Source organism: Butyricicoccus sp. OF10-2 (assembly GCF_003481925.1).
Taxonomy (GTDB): domain Bacteria; phylum Bacillota; class Clostridia; order Oscillospirales; family Butyricicoccaceae; genus Agathobaculum; species Agathobaculum butyriciproducens.
On record NZ_QUMC01000015.1, the window covers coordinates 51,670 to 76,926 of the forward strand.

The 25,257-nt window shown below is 49.3% G+C and carries 27 protein-coding genes and 1 pseudogene; 6 read left to right on the forward strand and 22 right to left on the reverse strand.

Going from position 1 to position 25,257, the window contains the following annotated elements; all coding sequences use genetic code 11:
• Positions 1-654: 654 nt before the first annotated feature.
• The 3 genes and pseudogenes from DXB00_RS17210 to DXB00_RS09180 form a co-directional block, all read left to right on the forward strand.
• Positions 655-1,157 (forward strand): annotated as a pseudogene (locus tag DXB00_RS17210) (lysozyme family protein); the annotation flags it as partial.
• A gap of 129 nt (positions 1,158-1,286) precedes the next feature.
• Positions 1,287-1,619 carry a C40 family peptidase gene (locus DXB00_RS17215; RefSeq protein ID WP_242988038.1) on the forward strand — a complete coding sequence of 111 codons (333 nt, stop codon included), beginning with the start codon at positions 1,287-1,289 and terminating at the stop codon, positions 1,617-1,619.
• Positions 1,620-1,635: 16 nt separating this feature from the next.
• Positions 1,636-2,103, forward strand: coding sequence for a hypothetical protein (locus tag DXB00_RS09180; protein ID WP_117488206.1), 468 nt, complete (start codon positions 1,636-1,638; stop codon positions 2,101-2,103).
• 85 nt (positions 2,104-2,188) lie between these two features.
• Here DXB00_RS09180 and DXB00_RS09185 read toward each other — a convergent pair whose 3' ends face one another.
• Both DXB00_RS09185 and DXB00_RS09190 read right to left on the reverse strand, forming a co-directional pair.
• The gene (locus DXB00_RS09185) at positions 2,189-2,872 is read right to left on the reverse strand and encodes a DUF4367 domain-containing protein (RefSeq protein ID WP_117488208.1); all 684 of its coding nucleotides are present in this window, start codon (positions 2,870-2,872) and stop codon (positions 2,189-2,191) included.
• Entirely contained in the window at positions 2,856-3,407 is a 552-nt protein-coding gene (locus DXB00_RS09190; RefSeq protein WP_117488210.1) for an RNA polymerase sigma factor, read from the reverse strand. The genes DXB00_RS09185 and DXB00_RS09190 overlap by 17 nt, the downstream gene beginning before the upstream one ends.
• A 229-nt stretch (positions 3,408-3,636) precedes the next feature.
• Here DXB00_RS09190 and DXB00_RS09195 point away from each other — a divergent pair, with 229 nt between their 5' ends.
• From DXB00_RS09195 to DXB00_RS09205, 3 genes are all read left to right on the forward strand, one after another.
• Positions 3,637-4,092: a hypothetical protein gene (locus DXB00_RS09195; RefSeq protein ID WP_117488212.1), complete on the forward strand. Its 456-nt coding sequence runs from the start codon at positions 3,637-3,639 to the stop codon at positions 4,090-4,092.
• Between the two features lie 239 nt (positions 4,093-4,331).
• Positions 4,332-4,775 carry a hypothetical protein gene (locus DXB00_RS09200; protein ID WP_117488214.1) on the forward strand — a complete coding sequence of 148 codons (444 nt, stop codon included), beginning with the start codon at positions 4,332-4,334 and terminating at the stop codon, positions 4,773-4,775.
• A 271-nt stretch (positions 4,776-5,046) separates the two neighbouring features.
• A complete protein-coding gene (locus tag DXB00_RS09205) occupies positions 5,047-5,748 on the forward strand; it encodes a hypothetical protein (protein ID WP_117488216.1) in 702 nt (233 codons plus the stop codon).
• A gap of 632 nt (positions 5,749-6,380) precedes the next feature.
• Here the strand turns inward: DXB00_RS09205 and DXB00_RS09215 are convergent.
• The 20 genes from DXB00_RS09215 to DXB00_RS09300 all read right to left on the reverse strand — a co-directional run bounded on the left by DXB00_RS09215 (position 6,381) and on the right by DXB00_RS09300 (position 24,955).
• The gene (locus tag DXB00_RS09215) at positions 6,381-9,146 is read right to left on the reverse strand and encodes a DEAD/DEAH box helicase family protein (RefSeq protein WP_158581291.1); all 2,766 of its coding nucleotides are present in this window, start codon (positions 9,144-9,146) and stop codon (positions 6,381-6,383) included.
• Positions 9,147-9,193: 47 nt separating this feature from the next.
• Positions 9,194-9,577 (reverse strand): hypothetical protein, encoded by a 384-nt coding sequence (locus tag DXB00_RS16370; protein ID WP_158581292.1) that lies wholly within the window; start codon positions 9,575-9,577, stop codon positions 9,194-9,196.
• A gap of 125 nt (positions 9,578-9,702) precedes the next feature.
• Positions 9,703-11,052: a class I SAM-dependent methyltransferase gene (locus DXB00_RS09220; protein ID WP_119214822.1), complete on the reverse strand. Its 1,350-nt coding sequence runs from the start codon at positions 11,050-11,052 to the stop codon at positions 9,703-9,705.
• 47 nt (positions 11,053-11,099) lie between these two features.
• A complete protein-coding gene (locus tag DXB00_RS09225; protein WP_158581293.1) occupies positions 11,100-14,888 on the reverse strand; it encodes a YodL domain-containing protein in 3,789 nt (1,262 codons plus the stop codon).
• A 28-nt stretch (positions 14,889-14,916) separates the two neighbouring features.
• A complete protein-coding gene (locus DXB00_RS09230; RefSeq protein WP_117488236.1) occupies positions 14,917-15,315 on the reverse strand; it encodes a TnpV protein in 399 nt (132 codons plus the stop codon).
• A gap of 855 nt (positions 15,316-16,170) precedes the next feature.
• Complete coding sequence (locus DXB00_RS09235) at positions 16,171-16,659, reverse strand: sigma-70 family RNA polymerase sigma factor (RefSeq protein ID WP_117488239.1); 489 nt, start codon at positions 16,657-16,659, stop codon at positions 16,171-16,173.
• A 477-nt stretch (positions 16,660-17,136) separates the two neighbouring features.
• Positions 17,137-18,414: a hypothetical protein gene (locus DXB00_RS09240; protein WP_117488241.1), complete on the reverse strand. Its 1,278-nt coding sequence runs from the start codon at positions 18,412-18,414 to the stop codon at positions 17,137-17,139.
• A 17-nt stretch (positions 18,415-18,431) separates the two neighbouring features.
• On the reverse strand, positions 18,432-18,839 hold the full coding sequence (locus DXB00_RS09245; RefSeq protein ID WP_116705717.1) for a hypothetical protein: 408 nt from the start codon (positions 18,837-18,839) through the stop codon (positions 18,432-18,434).
• 39 nt (positions 18,840-18,878) lie between these two features.
• The gene (ssb, locus tag DXB00_RS09250; protein WP_116705716.1) at positions 18,879-19,655 is read right to left on the reverse strand and encodes a single-stranded DNA-binding protein; all 777 of its coding nucleotides are present in this window, start codon (positions 19,653-19,655) and stop codon (positions 18,879-18,881) included.
• Between the two features lie 183 nt (positions 19,656-19,838).
• On the reverse strand, positions 19,839-20,291 hold the full coding sequence (locus DXB00_RS09255; RefSeq protein ID WP_116705715.1) for a relaxase/mobilization nuclease domain-containing protein: 453 nt from the start codon (positions 20,289-20,291) through the stop codon (positions 19,839-19,841).
• 2 nt (positions 20,292-20,293) lie between these two features.
• On the reverse strand, positions 20,294-20,512 hold the full coding sequence (locus tag DXB00_RS09260; RefSeq protein ID WP_116705714.1) for a hypothetical protein: 219 nt from the start codon (positions 20,510-20,512) through the stop codon (positions 20,294-20,296).
• Positions 20,505-20,678, reverse strand: coding sequence for a hypothetical protein (locus tag DXB00_RS16375; protein ID WP_158557299.1), 174 nt, complete (start codon positions 20,676-20,678; stop codon positions 20,505-20,507). The genes DXB00_RS09260 and DXB00_RS16375 overlap by 8 nt, the downstream gene beginning before the upstream one ends.
• Positions 20,671-20,925, reverse strand: coding sequence for a hypothetical protein (locus DXB00_RS09265; RefSeq protein WP_117488243.1), 255 nt, complete (start codon positions 20,923-20,925; stop codon positions 20,671-20,673). The genes DXB00_RS16375 and DXB00_RS09265 overlap by 8 nt, the downstream gene beginning before the upstream one ends.
• Before the next feature lie 7 nt (positions 20,926-20,932).
• Positions 20,933-21,790, reverse strand: a complete 858-nt coding sequence (locus tag DXB00_RS09270) for a 3'-5' exonuclease (protein ID WP_117488245.1) — start codon at positions 21,788-21,790, stop codon at positions 20,933-20,935.
• Between the two features lie 129 nt (positions 21,791-21,919).
• Positions 21,920-22,855, reverse strand: a complete 936-nt coding sequence (locus tag DXB00_RS09275) for a ParB/RepB/Spo0J family partition protein (RefSeq protein ID WP_117488247.1) — start codon at positions 22,853-22,855, stop codon at positions 21,920-21,922.
• Positions 22,856-22,860: 5 nt separating this feature from the next.
• Entirely contained in the window at positions 22,861-23,634 is a 774-nt protein-coding gene (locus DXB00_RS09280) for a ParA family protein (protein ID WP_117488249.1), read from the reverse strand.
• Positions 23,635-23,725: 91 nt separating this feature from the next.
• The gene (locus DXB00_RS09285) at positions 23,726-24,034 is read right to left on the reverse strand and encodes a hypothetical protein (protein WP_116704779.1); all 309 of its coding nucleotides are present in this window, start codon (positions 24,032-24,034) and stop codon (positions 23,726-23,728) included.
• Positions 24,035-24,048: 14 nt separating this feature from the next.
• Positions 24,049-24,399 (reverse strand): hypothetical protein, encoded by a 351-nt coding sequence (locus tag DXB00_RS09290; protein ID WP_116704780.1) that lies wholly within the window; start codon positions 24,397-24,399, stop codon positions 24,049-24,051.
• A 12-nt stretch (positions 24,400-24,411) separates the two neighbouring features.
• Complete coding sequence (locus DXB00_RS09295) at positions 24,412-24,678, reverse strand: AbrB/MazE/SpoVT family DNA-binding domain-containing protein (RefSeq protein WP_116704781.1); 267 nt, start codon at positions 24,676-24,678, stop codon at positions 24,412-24,414.
• The gene (locus DXB00_RS09300) at positions 24,671-24,955 is read right to left on the reverse strand and encodes a hypothetical protein (protein ID WP_117488251.1); all 285 of its coding nucleotides are present in this window, start codon (positions 24,953-24,955) and stop codon (positions 24,671-24,673) included. Before DXB00_RS09300 ends, DXB00_RS09295 begins: the two co-directional genes overlap by 8 nt.
• Positions 24,956-25,257: the final 302 nt, after the last annotated feature.

The following is a 25,257-nucleotide window of genomic DNA, read 5'->3' on the forward strand; positions in this document are numbered from 1 at the left end:
AAAGCTGCTGCGGAGCGCAGCGAAAAGAGTATGCGCTACCGCATCAAGGCGCGCAAAGCTGGTGTGAAGAAAATGAAACGTCAGCAGGCTGCGAAACTCGCCGGAAAGACCTTGCCGACTAATGCAAACGGTATAGTGAAAAAAGGATTTTCGGCAGCAATGAAGTCCGCTTTTCAGTTTACTGTGCGGTTTGCGAAATCTAAAGCGCTGATTCCGATTCTCGCAGGTGTGCTGGTTATGTGCATGATCGCGGCTCCGGCTGCGATGGTCGCATCGGTGCTTGGCCTTTTCTTTGCCGACGCGCAGGCGGCAGAAAACGACAAGCTCTCGACCGTCCAGACGGCCTATGTCAATGCGCAGTTTGCATGGAGCGAAGAAGTGCTGTCCGGCGAAAGTTACGATCAGGTTGTCTATGAGGGTAACTATGCCAACGATGTTGAAGTGTTAGCTGTGTTTGCAGTTAAAACAACCGAAAAAGACGGCCTTGATGTAATCGAAATCGACGATAAGAAAAAAGCGATTCTGGCGCAGGTATACAAAGATATGAACCCCTATACCAAGTGGATTACGGTCGTGAATAAAACCCGTATCCTTCATGTGCAGATCAATGCACTGACTGCTGACCAGGCTGCGGACAAGTACGGATTTACGAAAATGCAGCGCACAACGCTGAAGGAGCTGCTGGATAAGTACCGCAACGATCTGCAAGGACTGCTGAATTCGATATTCGGTTCGGCTGCGGCAAACCTATCCCCGGAAGTTCTCGCCTTGCAGGCACTTGTAGAGAAATACGCCAAGCAGTACGGTATCTCCGATCATGTGGGCACACTGCTGGCGATTATTCAAGTCGAGAGCGGCGGCGTGTTGGCTGATGTTATGCAGTCCTCGGAGAGTGCCGGACTGCCGCCCGGTGCAATCAAGGACAAGGAAGCATCTATCAATCAGGCTGCAAATACTATGCCGAACTGGTTAAAAGAGCAAAGCAGCTCGGTGTAGACGGTGACAGCATTGTACAGGCGTACAACTACGGCGGCGGTTTCCTTGACTATGTAGCGAAAAACGGTAAGAAATACTCCTTTGAGCTGGCGGAGAGCTTTGCAAAGCAGCACTCTGGCGGTGTGCGTGTTACTTACAAAAACGCTATTTCTACTGCGAAAAATGGCGGCTGGCGGTACAATTACGGCAATATGTTCTATGTTATGCTGGTTCAGCAGTATACCGGCGGCGCAGCTTACGGCAGTGAAACCTTCCAGAAGCTCATGACCGAAGCAAAGAAATACATCGGTATGCCTTATGTGTTCGGCGGTTCTACTCCGCAGACCTCGTTCGACTGCTCCGGCTTTATCTGCTGGGTCTACACGCAGTCCGGCGTATGCAATCTCCCGCGAATGACAGCGTATGGTATCTACTTGCGCTGCACACCAATCTCGGCCTCGCAGGCACAGCCGGGTGATCTGGTATTCTTTGCGAACACCTACGATTGCCCCGAACCGATCTCGCACATCGGTATCTATGTAGGCAACGGTAAAATGTTGCATTGCGGAAATCCAATCGGTTACGCAGACCTATCCAATTCGTACTGGAAATCACATATGTATGGGTTTGCGCGCCCTAAATAAGCAACAGGAGGTATCTATGAACTGGAAAGAAAAACTGCGTAAAGAGTGTGAACATCTTAACGAAGTGAGCGGTTTTTATTCGTTCTCTGTTATGCAGATACAGCAGGATAAGGAATATTTCGGACGATTTGGTGGTCAGGAACTGGCCACCAAACATCAAGAAACATACAAGAGATATAAGTATTTCAAAAGGGATTTATTAGTGTATCTTTTCCTTTTTATCGGTGGGTGTATGATGACTTATCTTATAATTGAAGATGCTCATTCAGCTTATCCCGTATTGGTTGCGGAAAGTTTTTGGGAAATCATTAAGATGTGGGTACTGAAAATCGCGATTATCTGCGAAGTTATTTTCGGTGCAATCTTAACTATTGTGTCGGTATCGCGCGTTCGTTTCTTCCGCAGACGGCTGCGCGTGATTGAGGAGCTTATGAAGTCTGATAATTGCGCAGAAGATAAAATCGTACACTGCCGAAAGCATTGAGATTGCTACCGTTAAGATTAACGGCCAAAAGCGAAAAGTCCCCTCGTTCTGAGCGAATGCTTGGAACGAGGGGTGTTTTTTCATTTTATTCAATATTCTCCGCGACCTTGCGCAATTCATCAGCTGGAATTGTACCGTACAAGTGATACAGCACATCGTCATGCGTCCAGAAGATCGTGGTAGCTCCGTTCTTGCTGAAAAGCGTTGCCGTTTCTCCATGCAGCTCAAACTCGGTCGATTGCACATCTTCGGTATCGAGAATTTTTTCGGTCTGCGTTTCATCGGTAAAGATAGTGCAGGACAGGTCGAAAAAGTTTCCGTCCTCGCCCTCATATGTGACAGTATACAGCTGCTCTCCGGCGTTTTCCTCCGCCTTGCTCATGCCGTCCGGGATATAGGAAAGCGTTGGCGGAAACGCATATGCAATGCTTTCGGGCATATCTGCACTTTTGCTGAACCGATAATCTGTCAGCTCGTTGAACACACGCACGACGGTTTCAATGATTTTCTCGCGGTAAGCGTCTACTGTCATAACGCCGCCGAACGATACGGTGCATACCAGAAGAAAAATTGCGACAATACGCTGCAACAGCTTTATGTGGCGATTGAACTGCGCAGAATGGCGCTGCTCACGGATCAGTTTGCGCATCTTTCGGTCGAATTTCCCGGAGAACTTGTGCTCCGGTATCTGCGGCGGCAGTGTCTCGGATAGCCATTTTTCGCGTGCAGCCTCCGCGTGATGATACAGCATATCATCGGTTATCTTCATCGGTATCTTCCTCCTGTATCTGTAATGTGCGCTGCAAAGCCTCTTTCGCGCGCTGTACGGTTTTGCGCACTGCTGCCTCGGTCATATCCAGTGCTTTGGAAATTTCAGAATAAGAAAAGCCGTTGTCGTAGCGCAAAAGCAGCACTTCGCGGTAACGCGCAGGCAAAGCAGCGATTGCCGCGGCGATCGCATCACTTTCCGCCATATGCTCGATTTCGTTCGCCGCTACGCTGCCAATGTATGTCTCGTCCAACGGCAGGACAGCGGTGCGGCTCTTGGAGCGATAGAGGTCGATTGCTTTCCTCTCGGTAATAGTAACGATGAGTGAGCGCGTTTTGTGACTCTTTATTTCGGAAATCGTATCAAGAATTTCGACTATTTTTAAGAAAGCCTGATGCACGACATCTTCGGCATCACTGCTGTTGTGCAGGATCTGGTTTGCAGCATAGTACATCAGATTACGATATTGCCGGTATATCAGCTCGAACTTGGATTTATCTTCATCGGAACTGATGGCTGCGAGATAAATTAGCATTTGACACCGCCTTAGTGGATTTTAGCAGATTATAGCACAAAGCGTTTCTAAATGCAATTTCAGGGCAATGAAAAAATTTTTTGCGTTGGTGTCACAAATGGGTATCCTCGTTCGTTACCATGTACAAACGAACAGATATTACCCGAAAAATTTTTTTGGCTGATGTGTCACAAACGGGTGCTCTCGTTCGTTACAGTGAATAAGAAAAAATGAAAGGGGCTTTTCTATTATGAACAGCAAAGTAAAAACTCTGATTTCTGGCGTATGTCTGTCTGCTTCTTTGCTCGCAGCAGCAATGCCGCAGGCAATGGCGTTGGAAGATAGTGCGCACACCGAACAGACTTGTGCGGCACAGACCATTGTCGCACCCTGCATGGATTACATCAACGACGCCGACATCACTTTTTCCATCTCCGGTGGCAAGGCGTATGTAGATGGCTGGGTCCGCGGACAGAACGGTATCGCTACCCGATGCAAGATCACTGCGAACCTGCAGGTGAAGAATGGACTGTCGTGGAGTACTGTGAAGACCTGGTCTGATGATCAGAATGGACGCAAGGCATCTATCAGCGGCAGTTATTCCGTATCATCTGGCAAGACATACCGCGTATCAGCTGTGGTAACGGCATATAAGGGTTCGCTGTCGGAAAGCAAGACGATGATTTCCAAGACAATCAAGGCTTAATGCTGATAATAAGATCGGAGGTGATTCCAATGGTTTATTAAAAATCCACATAAAACCGAAAAAGTGCATATCTCACCACGCAAGCGGTGTATTGGGCTTATATGGATAATTATGTTATCCACGGTTTTGGATTTTGATGTAACATAGTTTTCGATAGATATCATAATAACAGAAAACAAAGGTCGGTGTAATTACTTTACAACAATCTTAGAGCATAAACTAAAATGCGGAGGTATACTATGAATAAGTTTAAGAAAATGCTAAGTGTAGCGCTCGCAGGTTGTATGGCTGTTTCTGCTCTGATGTTGAACTCCGGTGCGGTTGCAACCGATATGTCTGATATCGAGGTTTCCGAAGAAAGCTCGATTAGTCCACGTATCTCTTTTCCCTGTGATCTGACAGGTCTTGCGGCTGGAAAGGAAAAAGTGGGATGGACAAAGTTGTCCCTTGATGCGGGAGATAAGATTACCTTCACTGGCGTTTGGAAACCAGATAATGCGGGTTTAATCATCACCATATATCGCCTTAATTCCAACAATCAGTATGTTTGGAACAACAGTTATGCAACGCTGATGACAAACGAATCTTGGACTGCAAATATCAGATCTAATGGTATTTACCAGATAACAGTCAAACCGACTTATATGATTAGTGGCGGAAGTGTGATAGCGGAGTTCAAGTAAAACTGCCTTAAAAAGTTGAATTAGCACTGAACATTTACTCATAGAGTGTGGGTGTCATATGCTTGTGGTATGAGGTGATTCCAATGTTTTGTTAAAAATCCACATAAAACCGAAAAGGCTGGACACCTCACCGCATCAGCGGTGCATCGGACTTATGTGGATAGATATAGTATAGCCGATTTTCCAGATCGGCGCAAGTGTCCAATGAAAGGTATGGAGCCGTACATTATCTGTATGGCTATCACAGAAAGCATGAGAACAGGAGGTCAACATGACTAAGTTCAAGAAAATGATGAGCGTAACGCTCGCAGGCTGTATGGCAGCTTCGGCGTTGATGATGAGCGCAGGTGCAACGCGCAGAGACGGAAAAGCCGATGATACGGAACTTTCCTCTGCAGCAATGATTGTTTCTTCTGTCCCGCAATCCGATGAAGAAATCCTTGCTGAATATAACGAATATCAGAAAAATGGTGCATTTTCGTTAGATGAAGACACTACTGATACATATTCGACTGTGACAGAAAATGATGAGAGTGCACCGTATATCGTATCATCTGAACCGATTTCGGATGAAGAAATCGAACAGAATATGAAGAAATACAGTCAGAATTTGTTGGTCGATGTGCAAGCGCGTGGTAATAGTATCCCCACATCCGTATACGACTTGGGAAAAGAAACTTATACTGGAACATTCAATTTTAAGAACTACACATACACAAACTATTGTTTCCTGAATCCATATGGATACCTTAATGTAGAAGTATCTGCTACAACTGGCAATAAGAAAGACACCAGCTATACAGTCGCACTCTATAAAAAAAAGAAAAATACTTTTGTAGATGGAATTGACGTGAATTACGGTGAAAAAGTACATATCGTATTTCCGAGCATTGATGCAAAGGAAAAATATTATATTAAACTGACAAAGGGTGACACTGGAACCTATGCCAAAGGAACCATTTTTCTGTCGTAATCAGGTTGTACATTGGACAAACAAAGGAGCTTGAGTTTTTAGCGCCGACTGTCTGATGCTCAAGATAAATACGAAGCATCATAGCGATATATATTCGGCAGTGCTCCGCAAGACATACCGCGTATCTGCCGTGGTAACGGCGTATAAGGGTTCGCTGTCGGAGAGCAAGACTATGATTTCCAATACAATCAAAGCCTAATATAGACATAGATTAAGAGGTGAGTCCACATGAAAACAACTTACTATGTTATCAAAATTTTGTATGTTGTTGAATTATAGGCGTTATTTTGGTGCCATGGATGATCATCTGTGATCTATTTTCTATTGATTCTTTTCCGGTATGGATTCTTATTCCATCGTTTATAGCGTCAATATATAAAGAATCTCTGAAAAAGAAAAATGGTGAATTATCAATTTTTAAGCACAATGTCGAAGGCTATTATGGGTTATATATCCTTGTAATGACAATCGTTCTGCTAATAACCGGTGGCTTTTGGATAGATATGGTGAAGTGAAAATAATAAGCTGAGGTTTACCCTCAGCTTATTATTTTTGAGCCAGAATCGTTCGAACTGTTGCAAAGTCTTGTTGTATGTAAATCGCAGAATACCTTTATCTCTATGACTAATACATCACAACTCTGGCTCTGCTAAATCGGCCGATTTCCGTGGAGAACTGTGTCTCGTAAGTTTGTAGTTCAGTTCGTTAAGGCGAGAGATCTTCTGCTGATACTCGTCCTCCAGCGGCCATGGCTTACCGAGGTTGACCTTGGCTTCATCAAGCTGCTCATGCAGGCGAGCAAGGCTCTGCTCGTTGTCACCGATAAACTTTCCGATGTCATTCATAGCGTTGTTCATACGCTGGATGCAGCCGGCCACATTATCACCCGGTTCAACCATACGCTTGGTTGCACCATGAATACAGATACGCACCTCGTCCATGAGCGAACGCTTCAGTTCCAGCTTAAAGCCGCAGTACGAACCGATAGAGCGTGTGTCATCATATGACAGCTTGCCTTCCATGTTCTGCGAAATCTTCCTGCGTTCATCCGCTATCATGGTCAGCAACGCTTCACCGGCCTTGTCCTTAGCTGTGTAAGTTTTTCCGTTCAGTTCGATACGGAAGGTTGCGCCCTCTGTCTGGGCATGATTTGCGTCCAGCGTTGCCTGATCTCTTTTCAGCGCCGCAATCATGTTTTCTTTCTTAACAATGCTGTGCGGCAAGTTCACATTTACATCGTCCTCCAGCTTATACTGGTCATTGTGGTATGCAGTGCGCAGGACGGATAGTTTCTGCACATAAACATCAAGTTCCATGCGCTCCTTGATCTCTGGATCACCGGCAGCAAGCGCCTTAACCTCGGCATAAGACAGCGCAGCATCGTCAATATCATCACAGGTGCGCGCCGGAGATTTGCCGGTTACGACCTGCGAGATAAACTTCTGCTTGTTCTCGACCGTCTGCCAGTTGTAGCTGTCGAATGTACCCTCAGTAACATAACGATAGATATGTACCTTTTCATTTGTATTGCCCTGACGGAGAATACGACCATCACGCTGCTCTACATCACGCGGACGCCATGGGCAATCGACATGATGCAGCGCAACAAGGCGTTCCTGCACATTGAAGCCAGCGCCCATCTTGGCAGTCGAGCCAATCAACACGCGGATTGCACCAGATTTCATTTTGCTGCTGAGTGCATTCTTTTTTGCCGGTGTGTCCGCATCGTGAATATATGCGATCTGGTCAGCCGGTACACCCTTGGCGATCAGCTTATCCCGTATATCGTCATAGGAGCAGAAACGACCGCTGTCCTTGCCTGCCGCAGAGGGTGTCGCAAGGTCGCAGAAGATAAGCTGTGTGCCTTTGGTCGGCTTGCTGCTTTCCCATGTATTGAACACATTTTCCACGACCATATTGAGCTTGCTGCCCGGATTGTCCGGCAGGGACGAGTCTGCAAGCCGCTGATCGAGCGCGAGCTTGCGTCCGTCATTGGTGATAGCGAGCATATTGTCCTCGTAGGGTGCGACTGCACCGCTGCGCACGCGGTCAGCGCGTTTGCCGAGTTCCTGCACCATGGCTTGCTGTGCTGCTGTTGGCTGTGCCTTTACATTGTGGTATTCCACTTCCGGGCGCTGGAGATCAAGCATATCGGCGGTCTGAATATCTGCCGCCTGCCGCCAAAGGTTAATCAGTTCCGGCAGATTGCAGAACTTTGCAAAGCGCGTTTTCGTGCGGTAGCCGGTTCCCTCTGGCGCCAGTTCCATCGCTGTAACGGTTTCGCCAAAGTTAGACGCCCAACTGTCAAAGTCGGTCATGTTGACACTTTCCAGCGTATCGTTCTGGAGATAGCGCATCATTGTGTACAGCTCGGTCATGGAGTTGGAAACCGGCGTGCCGGTTGCAAAACATACGCCATGATAATCCGTTTTCTCGTTCAGATATTCGCACTTAGCGAGCATATCTTCACTTTTCTGCGCTGCGCTTGTGTTGATACCGCCGACATTGCGCATTTTTGTAAACAAAGCAAGGTTCTTAAACTCGTCTGCTTCATCGACAAACAGCCGGTCAACACCGAGTTCTTCAAAGGTAACAACATCGTCTTTTTCCTTTGCGTCCATCAGCTTTTCCAGACGAGTTTCCAGCTTCTTTTTCGAGGATTCCAGCCGCTTTACAGTGAAGTTTAAGTCCTTGTTCCGCTTTGCATCGGTCAGACTGAGTTCCAGAGTATCAAGCTGCCGCTCGATGTGCCTGCGCTCGTTTTCCGACGATAGCGGTATTTTTTCGAACTGTGTATGGCCGATAATGACCGCATCGTAATCGCCAGTGGCAATGCGTGCGCAGAACGCCTTGCGGTTCTCCTTAGTGAAGTCCGCTTCTGTGGCAACCAGAATATTTGCACCGGGATAGAGCTGCTGAAATTCTGTGCCCCACTGCTCGGTCAGCGAGTTCGGCACGACGAACATCGGCTTGTGAGAAAGTCCGAGCCGCCGCAGCTCCATTGCTGCCGCAGCCATCGTCCATGTTTTGCCAGCACCGACACAGTGTGCAAGCAGCGCATTGCCGCCGTAAAGGATACGAGCAACTGCATCTTTCTGGTGAGAATATAGCTGAATACTTGGATTGATACCGGGCAAAGTGAGGTGACTGCCGTCAAATTCGCGCGGACGGGTGGTATTAAAATGTTCGTTGTAATAACCCACAAGTCGTTCGCGGCGCGCAGGATCATCAAATACCCAGTCCTTGAACGCCTGACGAAGTGCGTCCTGTGCGTTTCTTGCCTTAATGGTTTCCTTGGTATTCGGAATACGCTTTTCCTTGCCGTCTATGATTTTTACATCACTGACCTGCACATCGCGCAGATTGAGTGACAGTTCCAGAAGTTCGTAAGCATTCACGCGGGAAGTGCCGTATTTCGTATATGCCAGCGAATGAGGGTCTTTATCTACACTCTTATTGGATACATACCAGAGCTTTGCAGCATCAGAATACGAGGTTTTATCTTGTTCAGTGCATAGAACGGCGGATGAAGCACATCGCGGATGAAATGGTCGATGTCTTCCGGCGGTATCCATATTGTGCCGAGCTTTACATTGATGTCTGCGGCGGTCAACGGCTCCGGCTGCACGCGCTCCAGCATCTGCACATTAACAGCAAAATCCGGGTCACTCTGCGCGGCTGCGCGTGCAATATCAAGTTTGGCACGTACATTGCCCGAAAGATACTCGTCCGCAGGCTGCCATTCCTGTGTTTGCGGGTCGAGAAAGATCTGCTGTCGCAGCGAAGAAGTAATCTGTTCCTGCGGCATACCGCCAAGCAGTGCGGACATATATGCAAAGTCGATTTTGCCGCGTTCTGCCAGCGACAGACCGAGCGCATCCTCTGGCGTTTCTGCGTGTGTTGCAACAATATGCGGACTGATCGTGCGCTTGCTGAAAATGGCGGTCTTGCCGATTACATTCTGCTCATCGTCCAGTTTTTCCAGTGCAAGCAGCAGCGGATACCCAGCATTCTTTCGAAAGCCAGTTTATTGCCGCGCTTATGAATATTGCCGAACTCCTTTACGAATGTATCGTAGTTCTGCGTGAGGTCTGCCTGCAAAGCATGAAGTTGCTCATCGTCACAGCCGTCACGCTGGGCTTCGATCAGATTACGCACAGCATCTCGAATACCGATCATGCTGATAGCACGTTTAACAGCAGTAGCGTTCATTTCGGACGGTACAAGATTGCCGTCTGCTTCTTTGAACATTAGTTTACCGTCCTGCACAGCATAGGAGAACGGACGCAGCTCTTCCATCGGCGTGTTCGACTGGAACACATCAGCGGTTTCTGGTGCAGGCGGTTCTTGCGTGTTCGATTGGAACACATCGTCCTCAATGAGCGTGTTCGACTGGAACACATTCTCGTGACCGAGGTGAAGAACTGCTGCGGAGAGCAGATCTTCCAGTTCGACATTCGGATCGGGGACACAGGCGGTATCCTTACCGTATTGAGTTGTGACCTCCTGCATCGTACCCAGAATCATTTCCGGGTGCTGCAAGAAGTAATTGTTCAGCTCCATGCCGTCTGCATTTTTTCCGGTTTCCGTCCATGCGGGCAGCTGCTCCGGCGGCGTGTCACGCTTTTGCAAGAACAGAATGTCGGTGGTAACGCTGGCACCGGCATTTGCCTTGAATGCCGTATTGGGCAGACGAATTGCACCGAGCAGGTCGGCACGCTCGGCCATTAAGCGGCGTGCGGCAGGGTTTGCCTTGTCGAGCGTACCCTTTGAGGTGACAAAGGCAACAACGCCGCCCGGACGCACCTTATCAAGCGACTTAACAAAGAAATAATCGTGAATGAGCAGATGCTCCTTGTCATACCGCTTATCGTGCAGGCTGTAATCACCAAACGGCACATTGCCGACGGCGCAATCAAAGGAGTTATCCGCGAACTTGGTATTCTCGTAACCGGTGATTTTAATGTCAGCATTCGGGTACAGCTTGCGGGCAATGCGGCCGCTGATGCTGTCCAGCTCCACGCCGGTGAGCTGACTGTCCTTCATGCGCTCCGGCAGCATACCGAAGAAGTTGCCGACACCCATAGACGGCTCCAGAATTTTGCCGTTTTCAAAGCCGAACTGAGCCGCAGCGTCATAGATCGCGCGGATGATCGTGGGCGAGGTGTAGTGCGCGTTCAGGACAGACGCACGCGCGGCCTTGTATTCGTCCTCAGTGAGCAGACTGCGTAGCTGCTCATAGCGGCGGTTGTCGGGACTGAACGCGCTTGCCATGCCGCCCCAGCCGACATACTGAGAGAGCACCTGCTGTTCCTCGGCAGTCGCAGGACGGTCTGCGGCTTCCAGACTTTTCAGCAGGCGGACAGCCGCAAGGTTCGGTCAAATTTTTCTCCAAGCGTACCGTTGCCGAGGTTGTCATCGGTAATATGGAAAGTAGGCGGATTGCGGCGCAGCGCATTGCGGTATTCCTCAAGCGAGGCTTTTTCAGCCTCCTGCACCGAGGGAAACTCTGTCCACTTGCCGTCGATCATAATGGATACCGGCTGTGCGCCATCCGTCTGAGCAGTTTCCTGCGTGTTCGATTGGAACACTTCGGGTGCCGCATTGCGTTCGTCCTGCGCCATCAGCCGCGCAAGGCTTTCTCGGCTTTCCGACCGGAAAATCGGATAAGGCTGCGCCGGGTCGCGGAGCTGTATATTGAGTTTGCCAATCTCGGTGATTTCGAACGGCCTGCCATCCAGATAAACGGTATCGCCTGCATGGTAGTCCTGCGTGTTCCAATGGAACACATTCTCCGGTTCCGGCATACTTCCTGCTGCTTCACGCAGCATCGGCATAATATCATTATAAGCCGGATACTGACTAAGGAAATCCAGCAGGCCGCCGTCACCGTCACCAATATCCTGACGCTCGGTGAATGTTCTGCCATCCGGCAGCAAAAGCGTAAACTTGGTTTTATTGTAACCGGCATACTGGTATGCTTCTTCATATCCGGCATTGAAAGCATTTTCCAATGAACCATACTTTTGCTCGATGTTTTCCCGACCGGAAACAAAATCCTCATCCGCTTTTCTCATTAAGCGGTCAAACTCAGCAAGGGGATAAACCTTGCCGTCCTCAAACGCACTGCTTTCACTCCATTCACAGCGCACCATGATAGAGTTGTCGGCTGGTGTGTTCGACTGGAACACATTCTCCGTTTTCTCATTCGGGTGCAGTTCGTAATAGTAGTATTCTGCATCGGAGATCATCGCGTCGAAATAGAGGCTTGCAAAATGATCGTTGAGTTCATGCAGACTATCGAACGAAACGCTGTGAACCGTTTCACCATCTACGGCGTAATTGATGCAATAAGTGTTCAGATCGGCGCTGACCTGTATTTCATGCTCATCGTCCACCGTTGTGCTGTATGCCAGACCAACATCAGAAAGGTCGGAGAAGTCCGCCATTGTATCAAATTCCTCGATACAGTAATCGTTGATCAACTGCTTTGCGGTTTTGAGATCGCTGTCCTCGGCAGTATGCGCTTCGGCGCTCTGTACCGCTTCAGTCAATGTGTTCCCATCGAACACATCATTGTCTGGATCAGACGCGGCAAGTTCTGCGCGTTCTGCCGGAGAATTGCCCTCGAACACATCGCGCTCCGGCGGCGTGTTCCTTTGGAACACATTTTCCTGCGTCTGTTCGGTAAGGAACTCCGGTACATCGGCAAAGCCGATGCTGTCCACATAGTGCGCGGTATCCTGTCCATTTCGATGCAGCACCACAATATCCGAAACCGACAGGCTGTGACCGGTGAAGTCGGCAGGACGGTTGATATTGAACTGATCATAAATGTTGTCCAATGTGGTATCCGGGGTGAGCGGTGCGGAATATTTCAGCTCGTAGTTGCTGCGGTTTATCGTCATGCCGCCCGCATGAATCCCGTCGTAAGAAGTAAACAGTAGTTTTGCATTGGCTGGATCAGCCGTAAGCTGGTAGATCTCATAGCGGTCGCTGTCCGGTTCTTCCGGCGTGTTCGATTGGAACACATTCTCCGCAGGAACAGACACAGCTTCTCTGGTGTTGAGAGATCGTTCGATCTGAGCGATACTGTTAAGGACTTCGGCGTTCTGCCAGCCTGCCACCTTAGTATAATCCTGAATAATGGTGTCCTTGCCGTCTACGCACTGAACAAAATCCAGACTGCCCGGAAGAGCTTCGGTATTCATTGCTCCCAGCGCTTTTCTCTGGTTGTTCGGGAGTTTATGGTAAGCGTTCAGAGCATCTTCAAGAGAATGAAACTCCTTGATGTCCAGAGCGCCGCGTTTCTGAATATCCTCTGCAACATAGAAATGGGCAATGAACTGCTTAGGCTGTGTCGGCTCAGCACTCCGCGTGTTCGATTGGAACACATTCGCCTGTGTTCCAGCAGAAGTATCGCGGAATGCCCGCAAGCCGTCTGCACCGAATTCAGTTTCGTAAGCGTTTATAGCATCTTCTGCTTCGTGGTCGATGGAACGCATAGTATAGACATGGCGCTCGGTGCTGTTACCTTTGGTGGCGGCAATCGTTACATCATGCTTGTCGCGCAGCTTCTCCACATACCGCTCCAAGCTGTGCGCCGGGATGCCGCACATCTCTACACGACCAGTACCGGGAAGTTCGCGCGTGGTAAGGTTCAGTTCCAGCAGAGCCGCAGCCTGTTTTGCATCCTCACCAAACATTTCAAAGAAATCGCCTACTTGAAACAGTACGATACTGTCTGCGTAAGACGCATTCAGTTTAATGGAATTATAGTCGTTCAGTGTGTCAACCGGCGCTTGCTGCTTTTGTGTGTTCGATTGTAACACATCGGCTTGCGGCGTTTGTCCCACATCCGCCATGACACGCTGAATGAACGGGTCACGGTTCAGCTTTTCCGGGTCAACCACTTTGCCGTTGACAATGCCGCGTTCAGCAAGCGCCTCGCGGATTGCGATTGGGTCAATATCCGAAAAATCGTCTGGCTCGGCGGCAGGCGGCTCGTTCTGTGTGTTCGACTGGAACACATTTTCCGGTTCAGAAATCGTTACGGTATCTGTCCGTTCCTGCGCATACCGGCGCTGTTCCTCCGGTGTCAGATAGCGGTTCTGCCGGATGAGCGTACTAATCTGGTGATCGACCTGACTCCACGACAGAGTTATCCTATCGTATACAGTTCTGTCGATACTGCGCTCGAATGTAATACCCTTGCCATCGTGATTTTCGCTGTAACCGCCGTAAGCACGACCGCCCCAGCCGTACTCGTTTTTCAAAAATTCGATGCGTTCTTTCTGCGTATGATTTTCTGCATAAAACTCAGAAATGCGCTTTTTGCCGCGCTCTATGCCGCTGCCGCTGCGCAGCATTTCGTCTATTTCGTCCTGCGTAATAAAAGCAGCGCGCACCGGTTCAAAACCGTCTGCGGCAGCATAGAGCGCTGTCATGTGCTCAGTACGCTGCAAGCGTTCTGCCGCATCTTCGGAACGCTGCACATTAAAGTGAAAGCGACAAAGATCGCTGTTTTGCTGCACAGCGCGTGCGTAATCCGCCATTTCACCGGTCAGTACAGTGCGCTGTGCAGGGTCACTCAGCGCTGCGGTCAGCTTCTCGACAGCCGGAGGGAAAACATCGTTAGCAAATTCCTTTGTCTGCGCAAAAAAGCCTTGCTCCCGCGCTTCCTCGCTCATATCGTGATAGGTGTGCCAGATTTCCGATGCAAGCTCGCGATATTCGTTAGGCTTTGCATCTGTCAGCTCTGCTGCACTCGCATACTGACCGTTTTTCAGCAGCGTGGAGATACGGTTAGCTGCATCTTCATAAGTCAGTACAACAGCACGCGGCGTGCGGGTATCGTGACCGCGTGCAATACGCAGACCGTTGCTGTCAAACCAGAGGGAATGGTCAATGTTATGGACGCGCACGCCTGCGCCGCCTATGCGGTATTCTCGCCGCAGGAATGCAGCAGCATCCGCCATGCTGATATTCGGCTGCATGAAAAAAGCCGCGATACGCTCGCGGCTATGGGTACTGTTGCTGCCTGCGGTCAGTACGCGGTTGATTACCTCATCGGAAACATCGGGCGTGTTCCATTGGAACACATCGGGTTCGGCGGCAGGCTGTGTGTTCGATTGGAACACATCGGGAGTGTCCGTCAGGGACATCTGCTCAAAAGAAACAGCAGCAGGCTTTTCCGGCTCTGCTGCTGTTTGGCTGTTTAATAAATGAGGTTTCCTCGATTATCTGCGTCACTTCGTGCTGAATGTTGCCCATCAGACCGATCCACTGCATCGGGTCGCGTTCTTTCAGTTCCTCTGTCACGCCATGATGCTTCGCTTTCTGTGCTACCAGCGACTCGAATTTGTCCATCGCGCGGCGATCCAGCTTGTTCAGATAGTGGTTCAGCTCGCAATTCCGAAGCAACTCCATCAGTTCCTCCGGCAGGTACTGCTTCATGTACCTCAGACGCGCTGCGCCCCATTCGCCGTACTCCGGCTTTACCAGATCGGGGTGCATCTTGCCGTCCGGTCCCTCGTGGTAATATACTTTCTTCGGCAGTTTTGCCATCTATAACAGCTCCTTCCTTTGTCGGTTCAGATACTCTTTCGGTACCTTTATTATACAACATAGAAGGCTGTTCCGCAATACGCTTTCGCGTTGTAAATCGAAAAAGTTTACAACCGTCTAAGTTCTTCATAGACTGCTCAATTGAGCGTAATGCCGTTTCAGACGCTTCCTGCGTAATCTGTCCAACAAGCGCAAGCTCGTCCGGCGAGAGGTTCCCAGTCGGGATGTCCGAGCTATACTGCGTCGGATCAAAGCCGCAGCGCCGCAAGACACAGTAAGCAGTTGACTTGACCGCAATACGGATCAGATCGGTGTTGTCAGTGTATTCACTGGCTTTCTTATCTGCAAAGCACTGGGCGGACAGATACAGGTTAATAGGGAAATCAAAATCGGTCTGCATATTCTCGCCCAATGCGGCAGAGATACCGTCCAGAACTGTATCGTATGCATCGTTCCGCATCTGCCAGATATACGGCGGTGCGACAGACTGGTCACGCGGCGAAGTATCCGAAATATCGAACAGATACTTGATACGCGGCTGATTGCTGCTATTATCAACGATACCGATGCCGTTTGAGCCACGATTGACGCGGCGGTGCAGACGATCATTCCAAAGCGGCAGCTCGGCACAGGCTGTTGCATCCGGTCGCTGTGACCAGATCAATACCTGCGATTTGAAATCATACTTGTACAGTCGTGCTGCTGTGTCGAGAAAGCTCGTCCATTTCTCTGGGGATGCAGCAAATTCCGCAAGCGTCTGGTGATAAAGCTCATCAAGCTGCTGCGGTGTGAATTTTGGCATAGTGTTCACTCCTCATTTCAGAAAATAAAAAAAGTGTTCCAATGGAACACATATCAAACGGCGTCGCGCAGGGCAGCTTCTAAGCGGCGAATATGCCGCCAGATTGTCATGCGGTAGGTTTTTTCGTCATGCGCAATTTCGGCTACGGTTTTACCCTTGATGAAATATGCAATAAAGCAGCGGCGCTGTACAGCTGTCAGCTTGCCGCTGTGCAGCAGGCGCGCAGCTACACGAAAAGCAAAGCGAAGCTGTTCTTTTCGCAGCAGGCTTTCCAACGGCCCCGGTTCTGGAGATGGAACCAGAGCAGCCAGTCCGCTGAAATCTTGATCAGCTTTCCAGTATCCATGATAATTGTCCGAATGGTAATCATGGTACAGTAGTTCATCCGAAAGCTCTTTGATAATACGAAAATCTTCAGCGCTATGCTCCGGATGAGCGCGCAGATATTCTGCCATTGTGATTTCCTTGGTCGTGCCATCTTCAAAGCAATAAATAATGCTGGTGCTATCCTTGTTGGCGTTCCATTCCTCTTTGCTTAACATATGTAAATTCGATACCTCCTACACAGCGGCAAGGGATTTTGGGTACAAAAAAAGAGCGTCGGAAAAACCGATGCTCTTAAAATAGCGTCTTACTGTATGTAACTCTCGTAGGCTTTCGCCCAGTTTATATTGTAGCACAGATTGAGCGAACAAAACGAACAAATTGCTTTTTCTTCGCTTTTTCTCTCACAAACAGAGTATGATATAGAGAGTATAATTAAAAGAGTATAAATGGAAGAAGTCTAATTATTTTGCACCATTTTGCATTGCACCCTTTATGCAGTGTGACCAATTTGCAAAGTGCCTTTTTTATACCCACCCCATGAAAATAGGTATATGGTAAGAGAAAACAAAAAATCCGGTCGAAAAACGACCGGAGATGCAAGAAACAGCTTGTAAGAAAGCCGGAAATCCAGATTAAGAAAAGAAAAAAGCAAGGGCAATAGCCGTAGCTCCGAATGTTGGAGTTACGGCTGATTATGCCTTTACTGGTTCGCTGACGGATTGTTCAGATTGTTTCGCTTCCTCAGCGGCGCGGCGCTTGCGGATTTCTTCTTTTTGTTTAAGCCAGATTTCCTCCCACAGAGGGATTATATCGGACTGTTGCGGCTGTGCATCGTCTTTTGCCTGCTGCTGTACCAGGTAATCATACAACACAGTGCGGCAGTAAGCGACCGAATTTTGCGTGCTGCGCGCGAGAACATTCTCTTTTTCACTAAGGAAATGAGAAATATTGGGACGAGCAACACGCGCAACAACCGCTTGACGATCTTCCAGCGGAATATCGTTGTTTTTAATCTTGATGTCTTTCTCATATTTCAATTCAGCCAGCGCTTCGACTGCCATTTCCACATTTCCCTGCGCGTAATGGAGTTCCAGCGTGTCCGCATCAATCTGTTCACGAATATCTTTGATGCGCTCCTCATGCGGCACAGGCGGCGCGTTCTTTGTTAAGCCGGAAGATTTACGGACGGCGTTCTTGCGGTGCTTACGCGGCGGCTGAGAGCCGTCTGCGCCGAACAGACGCTTGATCTTTGCACTGGCCTGCGCTATGTAGTCGCTGATCGTGCGCTCGCTGGATACCGAGCCGTCCGCATGATGGTTCACGAGGTACGGTGCTTCGCTATCCGGCTGGTCGAGCAATTCGTACTGATATTCAAAGCTGTTCTCCTCGCCGGTCGGGTAACGATGCTGTTTGAGCAGGCCAGCCAGCTTGAGCTGCCGCCAGATGGAGGAAAAGCGCTTAATGTGCTCCATGCAAAACGCCTGTACACCAGCCGGGTTAAGAGAAAAATCCGGGATATTGATAAGATGCGCGACCACGCCGAAAAGACCCTTAACAGCCAGCGGAATACGCTTGCTGCGCAGGATCAAGTTTGGAATTTGCGTGAAATCACGCTTGCTCTCGCCGGACAGAATGATACGGCAGTCACCGGTTACAAAGTCTGCACCGGCAATAAAAGCGTGCGGCGCAGCCGCAGACGGCTCCTGCATCAGCTCATAACGATGAATAAACGCACCGGAAGATGCGCGCGCAGTATAATGTTTGAGATAACCGGCGGTAAGCAGCTCACACCATGCCTTGTCCATGGCGTAGTTAGTGCCGCAGACCTTTGCCAGCTCGCGCTTAGTCAATGCCCAGTCCGGCATACCGACATAGCTGGAAATAACGAGATAAAGCCCCTTTGCCGTCAAAGACAGGGACTTATCTCGCAGTATGCAGTTGTAGCCGATGGTAAAGCCGGTGTTGGACATTAAGGGAAACCTCCTTGCTACCCTGCGTTAGCTGCAAGGTAGCGATTGAGTAAAATACGCGCATGATCGGCAGAAATACCGCCGCCGATATTGTTAGCAACCTGCTGCCAGGGCAGGCCATCTATGTAGCGCAAAGCTATGATTTGACGCACGAGGGGATCGTGAATTGTGTTGATATATGACCAGATTTGAATGTAAAGCGCTGCACTATCTAAGACGCGCTCTTTGATCTGCTGCTCCAGCACATCAATCATGGATACAAACTTGTCTGTGCGGTCGCTGCCGCGCAGCAAACCGATATGAGGTAAACCGCTGATGGACGATGTGCAGCCGGTAAGAAGTGCGTACAGCTCTTGCAGACGCTCTAAGTCGCGGGAGATTTCAGAGTTCAGCAGTGTAAGCTGTTCTAAATCGCTTTTCGTCACCGGCGTGCACCTCCTTTGTGTTCCGATAGAACACACATTTTAGATCATAACATCACGATCATCATCGACATAACCTGTCGGCATATCATTATAGACTGGGATAGACGGCTGCGGCTGCTGCGCGGGTTCAGCACTGTGAGGGAAGGTAATGCTGTGATTGATGCCCGGTTCCAGATTTACATTGACCGAACGAGCAACCGGGCGGAAGCCAGTCGGCGCAGTTACCTCAGTGATAATGTAATCACCTGCGGACAGACCGACAATAGATGCAATGCCGTCTGCATCGGTGCCGTTATGCAGGCTGACCGTTGCACCGTCCATCGTATACAGGTCGTAGACGGCGTTTGCAAGTACATTGCCCGTAAGGGTATCTACGGCCACAATCTGCAATCCACTGCGTTCCTGCTCGTTCTGCGGCGCGGCCTGCGGCACTGGTGTTTCCTCCGGCTCTGCGGTCTGCGGCGGCTGTTCCTGCTCACGCGCGATACGCTGCTTTTTGGTTTCGCCAAACTGCACATTGTCACACTGGATTTCATAGTCTACACGGGTCTTGCCAGTGTTCTTATCTGTCCACATATGCGAGGTGAGCTGACCGATCACGATAGCCAGCGTACCTTTCTGAAACCACTGTGACACAAACTCTGCTTGCGCGCCATAAGTCACGCAGGGGATAAAGTCGGTAACATCTGCGCTGGAACGGCGGCTGACAGCAATGCGAAAGGTTGTGACCGGCTTATTGCTGCGCGTGTAGCGCATTTCTGGTTCGCCGGTTAAGCGGCCCATGAATACGCAGTTGTTGATAGAAATACTGCTCATTTCGTCCTCCTTATCTGATGAAAAGCCAGAAAATTCGTAAAAATACCATGATTAAAAGAAAAAACGGTGGGAAAAGCTGCACTAAGCGTTTCGGCAGCGGCATATCGTCGTGCGCGATCAACCAGAGCGCATAGCTTGCCATTAAAACAGTGATGAGGGACGCGAGGATCATGTAAAACAGTTTCATTGATTTACCATCATTTCACGATATAGGTGATCAGACTGATCTTTCATATTTTGTAGTTCATCTCTGCTTTGCTGGAGTTTGTGTCCATCTACGTAACTCACACTATTCACAATAAAATGTGTGTGCAAATATTCCGTATCAGTGTGTGTAGCAATCAGCACCTCAAAGTCCGCCCATTCGGGAAGTGCTTCGGCCAGTTGATACGCAATCTGATGAGCCTGTTCAGGCGAAATGTTTTCGTCTTTGGCGAAACTTTGAATGAAATGTTTATACGTTCGCCCACCATTTTTCCCCCATAGACGTTTTGTTACTTCCATTTCATCTTTAACCGTAAACGGTGTACAATTCCAACCGCTCAACAAATTTTCACTGGTTTTTCGTTTGTCCATTACACGGGTAAGTACGGTTCTAATGGGTGATTTACCGGATATTGCTTTGATAATAGGCAATGTTATTCACCTCGATCATTGTTGAGGAAACAGATTAGATGCGGCTGGCGATGCAGCATGATACACGCGGGATCGTAATCTGTAATACAGCGGAACGCAAAGCGTATATCGCGCTCTTGTCCATATGAGAAACGCAATATGACCAGATCGCCATTATCCTCGTGGTACGCGATTACAGCGAGATCTTCCGGTGCAAGGCAGGTGCGAGGGATTTTACGCATCGTTCACACCTCCGTTCGCTTTGCGGCAAGAAGCAAGCTGCTCGATCAGCTCCGACCGGCGCGCAGATGCGATACTGTGCTTGATGCAGTCCGGTGTAGCACTGGACTGCTTTTCAAGATCGGACGATGTTGCAGGCACGCTGTAAATGATAGATAACTCAGTCATCAGGGTTATCCTCCTTGTGCAGCAGCATAATATTGCGGATAATAACAGCGATATGTGCGGTTGGATTTCGCAAATAGCGTGAATGATATGCTTCACTCTTGATAAAATCCCGCGCCAGCGCTGCTTTAAGCTGCTCAATATCATTAGCGTTTTGCAGCTTGACCGGTAGCTCTACGCAGCAGTCCAGTTCGGACGGCGTGCCGCCATCAGGAATACAAAGATAATTTAAGTGATAAGTATAAGTCATAGCAATATTACTTGATAATCTTCATCATGTTGTAGCAGTACAAAGTGGCTTTGGCATCTGCAAGGCTGTTGTGTGCTGCACCCTCCCACTGGTAATCAAAATGTTTTGTACAGGTAGAGAGCGAAGCGCGTCTGCGAGTACCGCCGTTGGCGTTGAGGTAGTCCACAAACATCTGCATGACATCAATTACGGTTAGATGCTCGGTCGGTATGCCAATGCGGTCAAGAAAACCGAGGTCGAACGATGTATTATAACCGATGCAGACAGACATCTCGGAGAAAATCTCTACAAGCTGCGGTAACAACTCGTGTGGATACGGCGCGCCTGCGACCATTTCCGGCGTAATACCATTGACTTTCTGCGCTTCTGGCCACTCCGTATGAAAGTACGGGCGCACCAGACTGTCGAACAGAACGGTTCCGGCATCGTCGATCACGCTGATTTGCAGCAGTTCATCGCTGTCGGTTAAACCGGTCGTTTCGGTGTCGATTACGATGGCCTGCGCTTCGGGTACTGCGGCCTGCGGCATTGCGGCGGCAAGCAGCGAGAGCACCTTTTTTATACCGCGCTGCTGGGCGCTGTCGCTGATCCGCTTCTCGCGTGCAATGAGGCGTTCTTCTTTTTCGCGCAGACGAGCAACGCGAGAGGCTTCGGCTTTCTTGCGGAGCGGCTCCAATACCTCATCCAATTCGGTCTGTGTCCCGTTGTGTACCTCATCGACAGTGTAAAAGATTGCGCTGTTGATCTGGCAGGAATTGACCCACATTTCGATTCCTACTGCATCAGCATTGAGAGCCTTGCCAAGTTGCGCCCACTGAAGTTTCGTGTGGTACATACTTGAAGGGAAATCGGTTCGTACTTCCATAGGTTGTTGTCCTCCTCATAGTATTATAGTCTTGCACATGGTCATACGCCGGGCTTGGAAAACGCAGTCAACAAGGGGATAGATCGTTTCCTGCGCTCCCGGCGCATGACCACGAGCAAGGCTCGTGGTTTAATATAAATTGTTCAGTGCGTTGAGGTCAGCGGTAAGCTGCGCGGTGCTGGTGCCGAGCAGTTTTGCAAGGCGTGGCAGCTTGTTATCCGGCAGACAGGTAAGCTGCTGGACAAGTCGTGCTGCATCACCAGGCAGCGTGTTCGATGGGAACACATTGTCCGTCTGCGGCGTTGCCGGTGTGCTCTCCGACTGCGGAGCAGATACTTCCGGTTGTGCGGTGGTGTCAGGCGTGTTCGACTGGAACACATCATCGCCGGTCGGCAATTTACCGGTTTGCACAAAGCAGGTAAATGTAGCCTGCTGTTGTTCTGTATTCAGCTTACTCAGCTCATAGGCAGTGGAAATCGGCAGATTGTCAGCCTTAATTTCTTCCATTAAAGAGGGAATGAGGTTGTTCAGTATACTGTCATACTTGGCTACGCGGCTGGAACTGATGTTAAGACTGCGTGCGACCAGATCGCGTACACGACCGTTCAGGCCTCGCTCTGCCTTAGCCTGTCGTTGCAAGTCGCGCATACGGCGGACTTCTTCGAGCTTGTCCCATGCGGTTTTCACGCGCTGGGAGTTGGCGGCGATGAGCAACACCGGTTCGCGCACGGCGCGGTCGGCGTCCTCGATCTGTTCTACGGAGCAAGGCAGAAACTCGTACTCTGTCTTGCCCTCGTCCAACAGCATACCGACCGCTCTGTGGCGGCGGTGGCCGGACAGGATTTTATATTTGCCATCTTCCAACGGAGTAACGACGAGGTTGTTCAGCACGCGGCCTGCAAGCTCGATAGCGGTTTTCAGTTCCTCGATCTCCTGCATTGAGTAAAAATTATCCTCGCTGGGGACGAGCTTGGAGTAGCTGATACGCTCAATGGTATGTTCTTTAACAGGTGCAGCTGCCATAGAGGTATCCTTGTTCAGCATATCGGTAATAGAAAATCCCATATCACTCAACCTCTTTTCTCTGCGGACAGAAACTCGCTGACGAAATCGAGGTAATCACGCGCGGCGGCGCTGGTCTTGCTGTATTCGATAATCGGCTTGCACTCAAAGCTGCTGCCAACTACCTTGCCGCTGTACCGGATATGCGTCTTGTAGACGGGACAATCCAGATTTTCACGCAACCAGTCCTCGCCGGTCTGCTCTCCGGCCTGACGCTGGAAGCAGGTGATAAGGCAACCGGCAAGCCGCAGTCCCGGATTAAGTTCCTCGCGGGTGATCTCAATCTGGTTCTTCAGCTCGATCAGGCCGTCAAAGGCGTAGCTGTCAATCTTGACCGGAATAACAGCTTCATCAGATGCAACAAGAGCATTTACCGTCGAAATGTTGATGTCCGGCGCGTTGTCGATTAGACAGTAGTCGTACAGGTCTGCAACCTTGCGGAGTGCAGTGCGCAGGCGTGTCTGCTGCGGACGAGAGCTGTCCATCATCACCTGCATATTTGCGGTGAGCAATGTCATATTCGCCGGAATAACATCAATGCGGTCGTACTTGGTGTGCTGAATAACCTCTGCCAAATCGGCATCGCGGTCAAGCATCAGATCGGCAATGCTCTGGCGGTCATAGCTGTGTACGCCAAAGGTCTTGGAGCAGTTTCCCTGCTTGTCGTTATCTACGACCAGTACACGCGCATTATACTGCTGCGACAGCGCATAGGCCATGCTGACGGTGGTCAGTGTCTTAGCAACGCCGCCTTTGAGGTTGATGATAGATACGGTTTTCATAAAATTATCCCCTTTGTAGTCGTGTGTTCCATTGGAACACATGGTTTCAGCAGTTTCCACGCTGCTGTTCCTGATTAAAAGAAAAATTAGTTTAGTGTGTTTCGACCAAACGACGGTCGAGCAGTTCGTCAAAGGTGACGGGAATTTCTTTGCGGTATGGGATACCGTTCGGTACGCTCATTTCAAGGCAACAAAACGGCTGACCCTTGAAGATGCTTAAATGTATAGACACGCCATTAGGCCATTTCATCCAGAGAATATCATACTCTCTGGAGAAAAAGGTCTGGTTAAAGGGCGGAAGCGAACAAATTCGCTGCTCTTTGAGTTTTTCGGCTACCAATTCGTAAAAAGCCAGATTCCGGGCACGAATGGATAAGCTATCGGAAAGTTGATAAGGCATCAATCGTCCTCCTGTCAGTCTGCGTGTTCCATTGGAACACATTCAGTTTTGCACGATGAAATTTCTTTCGCTATGCCGCGTTCAGTCAGCTCGGCTATTGTAAATCTAAATACCCTGCGATTACGCTGATGCTTGGTATCGTCAGACGGAGCGTAATCGTACTGCGTGACGGTCAGCAGCGGTGTGCCGGGAATGAGGGTCGTAAAGTAAACCTCGTGATACGGCCAGCGGAGCCAATAAGACGTCCTGATATGCTCAAACAGAACATCGCTCATCTTGGGCAGCTCGCACCACGGCAGGTTTGCGATCTTTTCTGCGGCCAGCTTGTACAGGCTGCGCTTTGTAGCGTGTAAACGATACGGCATAAGTTTCTCTCCTTAATCGGCCTGCTCAGCGATGGCTTGCAACTTGCTTACGCACTTAGCTGCGCAACTGGGGCAAATACGATACTCCTTAATGTGCTTCTCGGTAGGCTCACCGCAGAAAATGCAAGATGGCTCATATTTTGTGATAATGACTTTCTGCCCCTCAGTGTAAATCTGCATTTTTGTGCCGGTTTCCCAGCCGAAAGTGTCGCGCAGCTCTTTAGGAAAAACAATACGTCCCAGTGCATCAAGTTTACGGATGATACCAGTATCAGTCATGGCGCGGCTCCTTACCTAATACAACGGGCGGCACGATGCGCACTGGAGGACGCCCTGCCTTTACCATCTTTGCAATTGCGGATGCACGATCAGGGTCATAAACCTTGCGTCCACCGATGTAAATGTCACCGGTGTAGCCGCGCTCCAACTCACTCTTTACTGTGTGAGCATTAACACCGATGTCCGCTGCGATGTTCGCTACCTTATATCCGGAAATCCACATCTCGTAAATACGCTGACGCATTGCATCGGTAATTGCTCTTTTTACTTCGGACATTTTTGCACCTCCATTCGGATTTTTTGTAATAAAAAAACTTACCTCGAGGACTACTCCTTTGCGGTAAGTTAATTATTGCATTTTAGGAAACTTTTGGGAAAAATGAAAAAATGTGTTGACAAAGCGTATCAGGAGAGGTATACTAAATAAGCTGTTGATGAGCGGTTGAGAACAACGAAAAGTTGTGAAAACTCTTTGAAAACAGCAGATTGTACCTTGTAAATTAAACAACGATGTGCTTAAACTTTTGTTCAAAAGAACGAAGGTTGTAGTGCGAACCTGAAATTTCGAGAGTTTTTTAC